Annotated in this window: 16 protein-coding genes; 15 read left to right on the top strand and 1 reads right to left on the bottom strand. The window is 34.7% G+C overall.

The features are described 5' to 3' along the window. Positions 1-41: 41 nt before the first annotated feature. The 15 genes from mtrB (at position 42) to ELD05_RS07090 (ending at position 12,387) form a co-directional block, all read left to right on the top strand. The gene (gene mtrB, locus ELD05_RS07160) at positions 42-287 is read left to right on the top strand and encodes a trp RNA-binding attenuation protein MtrB (protein ID WP_011917347.1); all 246 of its coding nucleotides are present in this window, start codon (positions 42-44) and stop codon (positions 285-287) included. Between the two features lie 16 nt (positions 288-303). Beyond that, positions 304-495 (top strand): hypothetical protein, encoded by a 192-nt coding sequence (locus ELD05_RS07155; protein ID WP_011917348.1) that lies wholly within the window; start codon positions 304-306, stop codon positions 493-495. A gap of 24 nt (positions 496-519) precedes the next feature. Continuing rightward, the gene (pfkA, locus tag ELD05_RS07150; RefSeq protein WP_011917349.1) at positions 520-1,488 is read left to right on the top strand and encodes a 6-phosphofructokinase; all 969 of its coding nucleotides are present in this window, start codon (positions 520-522) and stop codon (positions 1,486-1,488) included. 21 nt (positions 1,489-1,509) lie between these two features. Beyond that, positions 1,510-3,261, top strand: a complete 1,752-nt coding sequence (gene pyk, locus ELD05_RS07145) for a pyruvate kinase (protein WP_127351893.1) — start codon at positions 1,510-1,512, stop codon at positions 3,259-3,261. A 27-nt stretch (positions 3,262-3,288) separates the two neighbouring features. Continuing rightward, a complete protein-coding gene (locus tag ELD05_RS07140; protein WP_127351892.1) occupies positions 3,289-3,705 on the top strand; it encodes an acyl-CoA thioesterase in 417 nt (138 codons plus the stop codon). Between the two features lie 98 nt (positions 3,706-3,803). Then, complete coding sequence (rpsU, locus tag ELD05_RS07135) at positions 3,804-3,980, top strand: 30S ribosomal protein S21 (protein ID WP_011917352.1); 177 nt, start codon at positions 3,804-3,806, stop codon at positions 3,978-3,980. A gap of 17 nt (positions 3,981-3,997) precedes the next feature. Next, entirely contained in the window at positions 3,998-4,447 is a 450-nt protein-coding gene (locus ELD05_RS07130; RefSeq protein WP_127351891.1) for a GatB/YqeY domain-containing protein, read from the top strand. A 119-nt stretch (positions 4,448-4,566) separates the two neighbouring features. Beyond that, the gene (locus ELD05_RS07125; RefSeq protein WP_127351890.1) at positions 4,567-4,860 is read left to right on the top strand and encodes a YabP/YqfC family sporulation protein; all 294 of its coding nucleotides are present in this window, start codon (positions 4,567-4,569) and stop codon (positions 4,858-4,860) included. Position 4,861: 1 nt separating this feature from the next. Then, positions 4,862-6,004 (top strand): sporulation protein YqfD, encoded by a 1,143-nt coding sequence (locus ELD05_RS07120; RefSeq protein ID WP_127351889.1) that lies wholly within the window; start codon positions 4,862-4,864, stop codon positions 6,002-6,004. Between the two features lie 22 nt (positions 6,005-6,026). Then, complete coding sequence (locus tag ELD05_RS07115) at positions 6,027-7,004, top strand: PhoH family protein (protein ID WP_127351888.1); 978 nt, start codon at positions 6,027-6,029, stop codon at positions 7,002-7,004. A gap of 1 nt (position 7,005) precedes the next feature. Continuing rightward, positions 7,006-8,520, top strand: coding sequence for an HD family phosphohydrolase (locus ELD05_RS07110; protein WP_127352939.1), 1,515 nt, complete (start codon positions 7,006-7,008; stop codon positions 8,518-8,520). Continuing rightward, positions 8,489-8,965, top strand: a complete 477-nt coding sequence (ybeY, locus tag ELD05_RS07105; RefSeq protein WP_127351887.1) for an rRNA maturation RNase YbeY — start codon at positions 8,489-8,491, stop codon at positions 8,963-8,965. Before ELD05_RS07110 ends, ybeY begins: the two co-directional genes overlap by 32 nt. After that, complete coding sequence (locus ELD05_RS07100) at positions 8,962-9,660, top strand: diacylglycerol kinase (protein ID WP_127351886.1); 699 nt, start codon at positions 8,962-8,964, stop codon at positions 9,658-9,660. Before ybeY ends, ELD05_RS07100 begins: the two co-directional genes overlap by 4 nt. Before the next feature lie 13 nt (positions 9,661-9,673). Next, complete coding sequence (locus ELD05_RS07095) at positions 9,674-10,750, top strand: DUF3048 domain-containing protein (protein WP_127351885.1); 1,077 nt, start codon at positions 9,674-9,676, stop codon at positions 10,748-10,750. A gap of 14 nt (positions 10,751-10,764) precedes the next feature. Beyond that, positions 10,765-12,387 (top strand): MBL fold metallo-hydrolase RNA specificity domain-containing protein, encoded by a 1,623-nt coding sequence (locus ELD05_RS07090; protein ID WP_127351884.1) that lies wholly within the window; start codon positions 10,765-10,767, stop codon positions 12,385-12,387. A 5-nt stretch (positions 12,388-12,392) separates the two neighbouring features. Here the strand turns inward: ELD05_RS07090 and ELD05_RS07085 are convergent, their stop codons facing one another. After that, entirely contained in the window at positions 12,393-12,935 is a 543-nt protein-coding gene (locus ELD05_RS07085) for a hypothetical protein (RefSeq protein WP_241243418.1), read from the bottom strand. Positions 12,936-12,998: the final 63 nt, after the last annotated feature.

Below are 12,998 nucleotides of genomic sequence, written 5' to 3'. Positions count from 1 at the left end.
GTATTTTTGTTATAATATTTGAAAAGAGGTGAGAAACAATAATGAACGAAAATTTATACGAGTACAAGAATGGTGACTATATAGTAGTAAAAGCGTTGGAGAACGGAGTAAATGTAATAGGTCTCACAAGGGGAAAAGACACAAAACTTCACCATACTGAAAAATTGGACAGTGGTGAGGTATTGCTTGCCCAGTTTACTGAGGTGACCTCAGCAATAAAGGTAAGAGGCAAGGCAGAGATTTATACCAAGTTTGGGGTTGTGATTTCAGAATCCCAAAATAAATGATTTAGAAGGTGTTTTTATGTGGGAAGTTGTATATATAACCTCCAACAGTGAAATAGCCAACAAAATAAAAGAAGAATTAGAAAAGGTGGGAATACTTGCAAAGGTTAAAGCAATTTCGCAAGAGGGGCAAGAAGGGTATTTTGAGATTATTGTTCCTGAGACAGATGTCAATGAAGCACATAACATAATTATTGAAAAAGGATTTTAAATTTTACGGAAAGGGGTATTGTATATGCCAGAAGTGAAGACAATAGGAGTGCTTACAAGTGGCGGAGACGCACCTGGAATGAATGCAGCTATAAGAGCTGTTGTGAGGACAGGGATTTACTATGGTTTTAGAGTGATGGGTATAAGGCGCGGATATAATGGGCTAATAGAAGGCGATATATTTGAGATGAATTTAAGATCAGTGTCTGACATAATTCAGCGTGGTGGAACAATACTTTTGACTGCGAGGTCTCCAGAGTTTATGACAGAAAACGGACTGAAAAAAGCAGCCTCTATGTGCAAAATATTCAAGATTGATGCTCTTGTGGTAATTGGTGGAGATGGGTCTTTTAGAGGAGCAAGAGATTTGAGCAAATTTGGAATAAATGTAGTTGGTATTCCTGGTACAATTGACAATGACATTGCATGTACAGATTATACAATTGGTTTTGACACTGCTTTAAATACTGTACAAGACGCAATCAATAAGATTAGAGACACAGCAACCTCTCACGAGAGAGTTAGCATATTAGAAGTAATGGGAAGACATGCAGGCTACATTGCACTTTATAGTGGTATTGCAGGTGGGGCCGAATCCATTGTAATACCTGAAAAGGGTTTAGATAAAGATGAGATAATAAGAAGAATTATTGATGGTAAGAACAAGGGAAAGCTTCACAATTTAATTATCTTAGCAGAAGGAATTGGTGGAGCAACAGAACTTGCAAAAGAGATTGAAGAGGCAACAGGAATTGAAACAAGAGCAACAATTTTGGGTTATATACAAAGGGGTGGCTCACCAACTGCATATGATAGGGTCATGGCAAGCCTTATGGGTGCAAGAGCTGTTGAAGTAATAAAAGAAGGAAAGAAGAACAGGATAATTGCCCTAAAAGATGGAAAGATTGTTGACTATGATATTGACGAGGCGCTTTCTATGCAAAAGAGCATTGACGAGTACATGTATGACTTGGCTACAATCTTGTCTTTATAAGAAGTTGTGGAGGTTTTAAAGTTGAGAAAGACAAAGATAATATGTACATTAGGGCCAGCAACCGATTCAGAAGAGATTATAAGAAAGCTCATTGAAAATGGAATGGATGTTGCAAGGCTTAATTTTTCACATGGCACCCACGAAGAACATAAAAAGAAGATTGATATGATAAAAAAGATACGAGAAGAGCTTGATAAGCCAATTCCAATTCTGCTTGATACAAAAGGTCCAGAGATTAGGATTGGTTTTTTCAAAGACGGTAAGGTTGAGCTAAAAGAAGGACAGAGATTCACACTCACAACCGAAGAAATATTAGGAAATGAAGAGATTGTGAGCATAACTTACAAAGAACTTGTTGAAGATGTTAAGCCGGGTGATAAAATATTAATTGACGATGGACTGATTGAGCTTATTGTTGAGGACAAGACAGATAAAAATATAATCTGCAAGGTAAAAAACGGTGGGGTTTTGACAAATCAAAAGGGAGTAAACGTACCAGGGATACCAATAAGACTACCTGCACTGACCCAAAAAGACAAGGAAGACATCCTCTTTGGAATTGAAAACGATGTTGACTTTGTGGCAGCTTCTTTTATAAGAAAAGCAAGTGATGTAGTTGAAATAAGAGAATTTTTAAATAAACACAATGGCAAAGACATTTTGATAATAGCAAAGATAGAAACTCAAGAAGGTGTTGCAAACTGTGATGAGATAATAAGAGTTGCTGACGGAATTATGGTTGCGAGAGGAGATTTGGGAGTTGAACTTCCATTTGAGGAAGTGCCGCTTGTGCAAAAGATGCTCATTGAAAAATGTTATAAAGCAGGAAAGCCTGTAATAACTGCAACCCAAATGTTAGAGTCAATGATAAGGAACCCACGCCCAACAAGAGCAGAAGTCAGCGATATTGCAAATGCAATCTTTGATGGAACATCTGCAATAATGCTTTCTGGTGAGACAGCTATGGGCAAGTATCCTGTTGAAAGTGTTGCTACAATGTCAAAGATTGCTGAAAGGGTAGAAAGTCAGATAGACTATATCAAGAGATTTCAATCCCAAGTATTTGACATGCCAGTAAATGTTACAAATGCAATATCTCATGCTACCTGTACAACTGCGCATGATCTTGGAGCAAAGGCAATCATCACTGTGACAAAGTCAGGCAACACAGCGAGAATGGTGTCAAAATTCAGACCTGCCTGCCCAATTATAGCAACAACACCGTGCGAGAAGGTAAGAAGACAGCTCAATCTTTCATGGGGTGTTTATCCTTTTTTGGCAGAGTATAAAGACTCTACAGACGATATCTTTGACCATTCGGTGGAGATTGCTGTTAAATCAAAGATTGTTAAAAATGGTGATTTGGTTGTAATAACAGCAGGTGTGCCAGTTGGTGTAAGTGGCACTACAAATATTCTCAAAGTTCACGTTGTTGGTCATGTGTTGGTTGAAGGAAGAGGTTGGGGAAGTGGTAAAGTGACAGCAAGAGTATGTGTTGCAAAAAATCTTAATGAGCTAAAGCAAAACTTTGAAGATGGGGATATTATTGTCACAACGCAGACAACTAATGAGTTTATTCCTTATATGAAAAGAGCAGCTGGAATAATAACAGAAGAAGGCGGGCAAAATTCTCATGCAGTAATTGTTGGGGCAGCTTTGGACATTCCTGTTATAACCGATGCTAAAAACGCTTTAGAGATACTTAAAAATGGTATTGTTGTTACGATGGATGCACAAAAAGGACTTGTCTTTAGTGGAGAGATTAAAAATTAAAAAAAATATTTATTGGGGTAAGAAAAGATGATAGAGACAGACCTTGTTGTAAGGTATGCCGAAACAGACAAAATGGGGATTGTCCATCACTCAAACTATTTTGTATGGTTTGAGGTTGCAAGAACCGAGCTTATAAAAAAGGTGGGTATTTCATATTCTGAGATTGAAAATAGCTTAGGTGTGTATTTGCCTTTAATAAGCTGCGGGTGCGAGTTCAAAAAACCTTGTTTTTATGAAGATAGGTTGAAAGTTAATGCAAAGGTTAATAATTTGACCCCTGTTCGAATAAAATTCTATTATGAAGTTGTAAAAGACCATGTTGTGTGTGCAACAGGATATACTGAACATGCCTTTGTTGACAAAAACTTTCGACCTATAAATCTTGAGAAGAAGAACAAAGAACTTTTCAATTTGTTCAAGACCTTATTGGAAGAAGATATGTAATATTTAAAATTATTTGACATACCTCAAATAGCTGAGTTATAATAATACCATAATCCCAAGGTTGTGTTTTAGAGCCTGGTTTGAGGGGAGGGAAATTGATGTCAGAAGTAAGAGTGGGTGAAAATGAATCACTCGATAGTGCCCTCAGGAGATTTAAAAAGAAATGTGCAGAGGCTGGGGTATTAGCAGAGCTCAGGAAAAGAGAGCACTATGAAAGCCCAAGCGTAAGGAGAAAAAAGAAATCAGAAGCGGCACGCAGGAGAAAACGCAGATAATTTAGGAGGCGTTGTAATTGAGCCTTAAAGAAAAGCTATTGGAAGATTATAAGTCTGCTATGAAAGATAAGGACGTCGTGAGAAAAAATGTAGTTGGTATGGTAAGAGCTGCAATATTGCAGTTTGAAAAAGATAACAAAGTTATACTTGACGACAGTGGCGTGTTGAATGTCATTGCAAAAGAAATTAAAAAGAGAAAAGACAGCTTGCCTGAATATATAAAAAGTGGAAGACAAGACTTGATTGATGATCTAAATAGAGAAATTGAGATATTGCAATCTTATCTTCCGCCTATGCTCAGCCAAGAAGAGTTAGAAAAGATAGTGCTTGATGTGATAGAAAAAGTAAAACCTTCTGGGATGAAGGATATGGGTAAGGTTATGCAAGAGGTAATGCAGAAAGTAAGTGGCAGGGCAGAAGGTAAGATTGTTAGTGAAATTGTAAAAAAGCATTTGTCAAAACTATAAAAAAGCATGAAAAAGTGGTTCTCTTTGAGAAAAGGGGGCCACTTTTTTGTTATAAAAAGATATGAGTATAAATAAAATAAAGGTGAAGATGTTTATTTTCAAGTGAAAGTGGTTTGTCAATGAAGAAGTCAAAGACCTTAAAAGAGGTAATACAAGCCTCTCAGGTTCCAAGAGAAATAATCACAAATGAGCCGAGAATCACACTTATTGGAGAAGATGAGGTAGTAGTAGAGAATCACAAAGGACTTATATTGTATGAAGAAGGTTTAGTTAAGATAAATACGATAAGGCATCCGCTTTATATTAAAGGAAGTGGTCTTCTAATCAAAAAAATGGATGAAGAAGTAATGGTGATTAGTGGAAGAATAAGATTAATTGAGTATATAAGCTTAAATGAGGAGAAGGAAAAGTAGGATGTTTGCAAATCAGCTAATCTTAAAAGTAGAAGGTGAGAATCTAAACAAGTTTTTAAACATGCTTGTATTCAATAAAGTTTTGCTGGATATTAGGGAAAAAGGACAGAATTCATTGATTATTATAGTGCATTTAGCCGATTTCAAGAAAGTAGTAAATATTGCCAAGAGAACAAAATCAAGAATTCACATCTTAGAAAAAAGAGGAATTTATTTTTTGATAAGAGAAATAACTACTTTCAAGCTTATTTCTATTTTGTTTTGTATCTTATTACTCTTTTTGTTCAGCCTTTTTATATTTGATGTAAAGATAAAATCTCAGGACTCTAATAGACTAATAGATGATAAAATAGTACAAACACTAAAAAACTACAATATAAAGCCATTTACATTAAAAGTAAAAGTTGACCAAGAAAAACTTTCAAAGAAACTTCTTACCGATTTAGAAGAGCTAATGTGGGTAAAGATTAAAAAAGAAGGGGGACTATTGGTAGTAGAGTATGTAAAAAGAGAAAAAGGAGATTTAAAAAACAAATGGGGCAAAATTTTTGCAAAAAGTAGTGGAGTTATACAAAAATTGATACTAAAGTCAGGAAATGCTCTTGTCAAGGAAGGTGATACAGTAATTGCTGGTCAGCTTCTTATTGATAACAAGGTTGTGACAAAAGACGGGAATGAATACTATGAAGATGCAATAGCAGAGATAATTGCAACAACTTTTTATTCAGTATCTCGAGAATTTTCTTTGCCTGCATATCAAAAGGTCTATACGTCACAAAAGAAGGTTCCATTTATTGTAATTGGTAAACATGAGTTTATACCAAAAATTGTAGTTACTAATAATGAGAATTGTGATAAAATTAAAATAAGAGAGTATAAACTTTTTATTGTTCCAATTCGAGTAGGTATATATGAAATAAAAAGATATGAGTTAAAAAAATATATAATTAATTTGGAGGAGATAAAGAGGGAGTTAATAAAAAGGTGTAATGATGATTTTAAAAAGATTACTTTGGGTAAAAAAATTCAGAGTATTGTTAAAGTGAAGACATATTTTAAGATTAAAAAGGTGAAAAATGAAGTAAAGGAAATAAAATGTATAAGAGATTATGAGTGTTTAGAGGATATTACTTTGAAAAAATAAGAAACGTAGGAGGGTAAGCTTGTTGGAAGAAAGATTAATCTCAACTGTCAGTATTGAGGACACAAAGGATTTTTGGAATATCTTTGGTGAGTTTGACTCTAAGGTCAAAACATTAGAAGAGCTTTTAAATGTAAGTATAGTTTTTCGCGACAACGCAATAAAGATTATTGGAAACAGTCCAGAGAATATCAAAAAGGCAGAGAAGACAATAAAGATCTTACATGATATGGAAAAGAAAAAAATAGACATTGATGAGCACACAATAAGGTATGTTATTGAGACATTAGAAGACGAAGAGATAAGAAAATTAGAAGATGAGGTTATATTTATCACACACAGGGGAAAACAAGTAAAGCCAAAGACATTAGGGCAAAAAAGATATATTGATGCTATAATGAACAACACAATTGTGTTTGGAATTGGACCTGCAGGAACAGGAAAGACATATTTAGCTATGGCCATGGCTGTTTATTATCTTAAAAAGAAAGAGATAAGCAAGATTATCCTAACAAGGCCAGCTGTTGAAGCAGGTGAAAAGTTAGGATTTTTACCAGGCGATTTGCAAACAAAGGTTGACCCTTATTTGCGACCAATTTATGATGCACTGCATGATTTGATTGGCACAGAAGTCTATCAGAGGTATATGGAAAGGGGAATTATAGAGGTTGCTCCACTTGCATATATGCGCGGTAGAACCTTGGACGATGCATTTATTATTTTAGATGAGGCTCAAAATACAACTTCTGAGCAGATGAAGATGTTTTTGACACGTCTTGGATTTGGTTCAAAGGCGGTTGTAACAGGTGATATAACACAGATTGACCTGCCAAGCGGTGTTGAATCAGGACTTGTTCAGGTGACAAAGATATTAAGAGACATTGAGGGAATTGAGTTTGTGTTTTTGACATATCAAGATGTTGTGAGACATCAACTTGTTCAGAAGATTATAAATGCATACAATAGGTATGAAGAAAAACGAAAGGAGAAACAAAAGGCTTAAGATGTTACAAAACTCCCAAAAATGGCATAACAAAAGAAAAATTTATCTTTGCCGCATGTTGCTACTTGGCTCTTTTTTTATTATTTCCATGATTTTAATACTAATTTCAAACAAGGGATATCAGAGTTTTCTATTTAGTAAAATTTTACCATTTACAGATATTAAAACAAATAATTATAACAATATGCAAGTTACCAAAGATTTTATAGGAATATTATTACTACTTCTAATTTTAGTTCTATTTTTGAGTGTGTACTTTTATCTTTTTGAAAGAGAATTTATAAACAGCTGCAAGGATATGATAGCAGTAAGTACAATTTTAATTTTAAACCTATTTTTGATAAAGTTTCTTACTCCAATTCCTACTTTTGCAATCCCAGCTTGTATGGGGATTGTTTTGATTTCTCTCTTGATCGATGTAAGGATTGCAATTGTATTTAACATTGTTGTATCAATCATTACATTGTTGATTGTAGGAGACAAGAATCTTGATTTTGCCCTTTACCTTTTTATAGGTGGGAGCCTTAGTTCAATTGTTTCGCACAAAATTCAAAGCAGGATGCAGTTTATAAGCCATGGTTTTTTAGCAAGCTTAATCTCTGCCCTTTTTGTTCTGGCAATTGAACTTGTTTATCAAACTGACGAAGAAATGGTTTTATATAATCCAATAAACTCCTTTGTTGGAACAGCGCTTTCATTTGTGCTTGCGTATGGTACTCTCCCTATATGGGAATATATCTTTGACTATGCAACACCAATTAGACTTATGGAACTTTCAAACCCTAACCATCCATTGTTAAAAAGGTTACTATTAGAAGCTCCTGGAACATATCATCACAGTTTAATAGTAGGAAATTTGGCAGAAGTTGCTTGTGAAGCTGTTGGTGGAAATTACCTCTTAGCACGAATAGGTGCTTATTATCATGATATTGGAAAATTGAAAAGACCATTTTATTTTAAGGAAAATCAGATTGTAGAGGAAGATCCTCACAACAAAATAACGCCAACACTTTCTGCGCTCATTATAACATCTCACACAAAAGACGGTGTTGAAATTGGCAAGGAATATAAATTGCCTAAGCAGGTATTGGATATAATAAGGCAGCACCATGGAACTACAAAGGTGGCTTTTTTCTATGGCAAGGCTTTGATACAAAATCAGCAAGTAAGTGAACAAAAGTTTAGGTATGAAGGTCCTGTCCCACAGAGCAAAGAAGCAGCAATAGTTATGCTTGCAGACTCTGTTGAGGCGGCAGTAAGAGCACTGTCCTCGCCAACTCCGCAGCTGATTGAAACTACTATAAGAGGTATAATTTATGAAAAACTTATGGATGGCCAGTTAAATTCAAGCAATTTGACATTTAAAGAGTTAGAGACTATCTGTGAGAGTTTTATTAAGGTGTTGACGGGTGTTTTCCATAAAAGAGTCAGTCATAATTTAGTTGATGACACTACAAACAAAATGGAAGAGGTGGTAAGCAGAAGTGAAAATTTACATTCAAAATCAGCAGGATAAGTATCAGATAGATGAGAGTATTTCCAAGATAATAGAAGATTCGGTATTAAATACATTGAAGGTTTTTATGGATGATGACAACTATGAAATTAGTGTAATGATTGTTGATAATCAATTTATAAAAGAATTAAACAAACACTATAGGAGTATAGACAGAGAAACTGATGTGTTATCATTCCCTATTTTTGAGTTTAAAAATGGAGAGCTTCAAGAAGATATAGCAATTGTAGAAGAGGAAATTCCACTTGGAGATATTGTGATCTCAATTGAAAAGGCTTATGAACAAGCAAAAGAGTTTGGACACTCTGTTGAAAGAGAGATCGCATATTTGACTGTTCACTCGGTATTGCACTTATTGGGCTTTGACCACATAGAAGAAGATGATAAAAGGCTTATGAGAAAATATGAAGAAATGGTTTTAGAGGGTATGGGGTTGACAAGATGAAAAGAAAAAGAACACTTCTTGAAAGTTTTGACAATGCAATAAATGGGATAATTGTTGCGTTCAAGTCACAAAGGAATATGAAGATACATTTTTTAATAGCTTTTTTAGTATTGTTTTTTACGATAGTATTTAAGCTAAACAAAATTGAAACAGTAATAATTTTGATTTGTATTGGATTTGTTATATCTGCAGAGCTTATAAACACTGCAATAGAAAATGCTATTGACCTTATGGCCAAAGATTTTGAACCCAAAGCAAAAATTGCAAAAGATGTAGCAGCAGGTGCTGTTTTAGTGACTGCTCTTTTGGCCTTGACAATTGGCTACTTTCTATTTTATGACAAGATGAAACTACCCTTAGAGATTACCTTAAAGCATATTAGAGGAATTTCTTTTCACGTAGTTTTTTTGTCGCTTATAATCGTGGCAATGGTAATAGTTGTCGTGAAAGCTATCAACAAGAGGACAAAATTTATGCAAGGCGGAATGCCAAGCGGTCACACAGCTCTGGCCTTTGCAGCAGCAACTGCCATTATTATGCTTACAAATAATCTGATAATAGTTTCTTTGGCAGTCTTTATGGCATTTTTAGTTTTGGAGAGCAGATTAGAGGCAAGGATTCATACAATTTGGGAAGCAGTTGTAGGGGCAATTATTGGTGTGCTTGTGACACTTTTGATATTCAAGATTAAATGAGAGAGGGACAACCATGAAAAGGATTTTCTCAAAAAGGTTGGTATTTAATATTTGTATAATTGCAAGTGTGATAATTTTGCTTTTATCGTTGTTAGCAGGTTGTGGAAAGAAGAAGGTTTCTGTTCACAGCAATCCTGAAATCAATAAAGTGAAGCAGACTGAAAAAGAAGAACAAAATAATGTAAGAAATTTTAGTTCAGATAATTACATATGCAAGCTCACAGGTGAGGTCATATATCAAAAGGACGAGCACCAGGTAATTGCGGTGATGATAAACAATGAACCTGGCGCAATCCCTCAATCTTCTTTAAATCAAGCAGAATATCTTTATGAAGCACTAATAGAAGGTGGAGCAACACGTATAATGGCAATCTACCACCATACATATCCAAAAAAAGTGGGGCCAATCAGAAGTGCAAGACCTTACTTTATGCAGATAGCAAAGTCACTAAATGCATATTATGTTCACTGTGGAGGAAGTCCTCAATCCTACAGGCTCTTTAAACAAAATTATATCCCTCATATTGACGCAATCTACACAGGTGGAGGAATTTTTTATAGAACACTTGATAGAAAGGCACCACATAATTTGTACTTAACAATGGAAGGCCTGATAAAATACTTTGATAAAAAAGGGTACAAAAAACAGCAAGGTTATAAGTTTTATCCTTTAACAGATAGTGTGGTCAATAAATATTCTTCAGAAAACTCAAAAGTTAAAATACGATTTTCTGGTTGGTATTATGTTAAGTACGAGTATGACCCTGTGAAGAAGGCTTATAAAAGGTTTGTGAAAGAAAAGCCACATATTGACAAAGAAACAGGTGTTGAGCTTTTTGCGAAAAATTTGATTATACTAGTTGCTAAATATGATACAATAAAGAATGACGACAAAGGACGACAAGAAGTAGATTTTTCTGAAGGGAAAGGATACTTACTTCAAGAAGGAAAGACCATCCCAATAACCTATACATTTGATATAAAAAACTCATTCACAATGAAAGATTATGACGGCAAAGAGATTAAGCTTTTAAAAGGTAAGACATGGTTTGAAATAGTTCCTCAATATGGGGAAATTAAGATTGAATGAGAGGAGAGAGGATTTTGAAGGTAACCTTTTTAGGTGCTGCTCAAACTGTGACAGGTTCGTGTTACTATTTTGAATGTGAAGGTAAAAAATTTTTGATTGACTGTGGTATGTTTCAAGGTGGGCATGCAGAGGATGAGCTAAATTTTGAGGTATTCCCGTTCAATCCATCAGAGATTGACTTTATGATTTTATCCCATGCTCACATTGACCACAGCGGAAGAATTCCTAAACTTTACAAAGATGGGTTTAGAGGAATAATCTATACAACTGATGCAACTGTTGATTTGTGTTCCATTATGCTTCCAGACAGTGCGCATATTCAAGAAAGTGATGTGGAATGGAAGAATAAAAAGAGGAAGAGAGAAGGCAAAGAAGAGCTAAAACCCCTTTACACCATTGACGATGCCTATGCGTGTTTAGAACTTTTCAGTGGTGTGAAATATGAACAGGTAGTTGAGATAGATAGTAATCTTCGGTTTGTATTGAAAGATGCAGGTCATATGCTTGGCTCAGCAATAGTTGAGCTTTATATAACTGAAGATAGGAAAGAGTATAAGTTAGTGTTTTCTGGCGATTTAGGAAACAGAAATGTGCCAATCTTAAAAGACCCATCAACAATAGATGGCTGTGATTATCTTTTTATCGAGAGCACGTACGGTGATCGACTGCATGAAGATGTGGAAAACAAATCTAAAAGGCTAATAAAGGTAATTTATGATACCATTTCAAATGGTGGTAAAGTTATAATTCCTTCATTTGCAGTGGGAAGAACTCAAGAGATTTTATATGAGATAGCAAAGGAGCTTACTACAGGTTCTGATGAGGCAAAGCTTATTCAAAGTGTTGAGATTTTTGTTGACAGTCCATTGGCTACCTCAGCAAGTGGTGTGTACAAAAAACATATAAATTACTTTGATGAAGAAGCTGCAGAGTTTATAAAAAAGGGAATTTACCCGCTTGAACCTAAGAATTTGAAGTTTGTCCGCACAGCTGACGAATCAAAGATGCTAAATAACTATGAAGGAAGCTGTATAATAATCTCATCAAGCGGAATGTGCGAAGCTGGGCGAATAAGGCATCACTTAAAACACAACCTTTGGAAAGAAAACAACACCATCCTATTTGTAGGTTATCAAGCGCCAAACACCCTTGGAAGAAAACTTTTAGATGGCAAGAAAAAGGTCAAAATCTTTGGTGAAGAAATTGAAGTTAAAGCAAAGATAGAGTATATTGAAGCATATTCAGGACATGCTGATAAAAACGGACTTATCAAGTGGATTGATAGTATGAAAAACAAGCCCCAACAAGTCTTTGTTGTACATGGTGAGAAAGAATCACAAGTTGAATTTGCACAGGAGCTTAAAAGAAACTTTGGTTTTGATGTTCATATCCCTGCACGTGGCGAATTTTACGTAATAGGTCCGGAGCAGATTGTGACAAAAGACAGACTATTTTCAGAGTCGCCTTCATTTGTCAATCTCTCTATTTTGGCTCAGATTGAAGATATTGAAGATGATTTAAATAGACTAAAAGAACATATAAAAAGTGCTTCTGTCTCACCAGAGAGATTGAATGATATAAACAGTAATCTTGAAGAGCTCCGGTACCTTATTAGCTTAGCACTCAATGATTATTGATATTTTCATCTTATGTCTACATTCTTTAATACAAAAAGTTTGTCGGAAAATTTGAAATAGATATTTATAGATGAGGTCTGGTAAGGTAGAGGCAGAAATTTGGCATAGAATTTTACTTTATACCTAAGAGGTCTATCTGTAGGGAAGTTTTCTATTTCATAGTACGGAATGGGGTAGAATTTTTGTTTTGTAGTTGTATCTTCGATGTAGATGTATTCAAATGCTGATTTATCAATATTTTTTCTTGCTAAATCTTCGATAATAAGTGTCAGACCAAAATAGCTTTGGTTGCCTGTAATCTGGGAATAGGTTATAAAATACTTCTCCTTTGTTATTTTTTCAAAGCTTACTTTAAGCAGTCCTATTGTTGAGAAATATTTAGACTCGCCAAAACTTAATTTTACCATTGAAGGTTCATGGTACACGTATACATGCTGATTTGAACTTTTCATAATGAAAATACTGAGGATAATGTATACAATTAAGATGACACAGAGTATACTCACAAGCTTTGTCTTCATCTCTTTAATATGCTTAAACATGTTCATTTATATTATATTTTTTGCGACTTCTTTTTTTGCAAGTGAATGAAATTATTTTTTGTTTGGGGT

The sequence above is a fragment of the Caldicellulosiruptor changbaiensis genome (genome assembly GCF_003999255.1).
GTDB lineage: Bacteria > Bacillota > Thermoanaerobacteria > Caldicellulosiruptorales > Caldicellulosiruptoraceae > Caldicellulosiruptor > Caldicellulosiruptor changbaiensis.
The sequence above is the reverse complement of the archived record's forward strand: the minus strand, read 5'-3'. Positions and strand labels throughout refer to the sequence as shown.

Bases quoted from the DNA above. Each gene is read 5' to 3' on its own strand.
- mtrB (WP_011917347.1), top strand. From the start codon at position 42: ATGAACGAAAATTTATACGAGTACAAGAATGGTGACTATATAGTAGTA.
- ELD05_RS07155 (WP_011917348.1), top strand. From the start codon at position 304: ATGTGGGAAGTTGTATATATAACCTCCAACAGTGAAATAGCCAACAAA.
- pfkA (WP_011917349.1), top strand. From the start codon at position 520: ATGCCAGAAGTGAAGACAATAGGAGTGCTTACAAGTGGCGGAGACGCA.
- ELD05_RS07140 (WP_127351892.1), top strand. From the start codon at position 3,289: ATGATAGAGACAGACCTTGTTGTAAGGTATGCCGAAACAGACAAAATG.
- rpsU (WP_011917352.1), top strand. From the start codon at position 3,804: ATGTCAGAAGTAAGAGTGGGTGAAAATGAATCACTCGATAGTGCCCTC.
- ELD05_RS07125 (WP_127351890.1), top strand. From the start codon at position 4,567: ATGAAGAAGTCAAAGACCTTAAAAGAGGTAATACAAGCCTCTCAGGTT.
- ELD05_RS07120 (WP_127351889.1), top strand. From the start codon at position 4,862: ATGTTTGCAAATCAGCTAATCTTAAAAGTAGAAGGTGAGAATCTAAAC.
- ELD05_RS07110 (WP_127352939.1), top strand. From the start codon at position 7,006: ATGTTACAAAACTCCCAAAAATGGCATAACAAAAGAAAAATTTATCTT.
- ELD05_RS07100 (WP_127351886.1), top strand. From the start codon at position 8,962: ATGAAAAGAAAAAGAACACTTCTTGAAAGTTTTGACAATGCAATAAAT.
- ELD05_RS07095 (WP_127351885.1), top strand. From the start codon at position 9,674: ATGAAAAGGATTTTCTCAAAAAGGTTGGTATTTAATATTTGTATAATT.
- ELD05_RS07085 (WP_241243418.1), bottom strand. From the start codon at position 12,935: ATGAACATGTTTAAGCATATTAAAGAGATGAAGACAAAGCTTGTGAGT.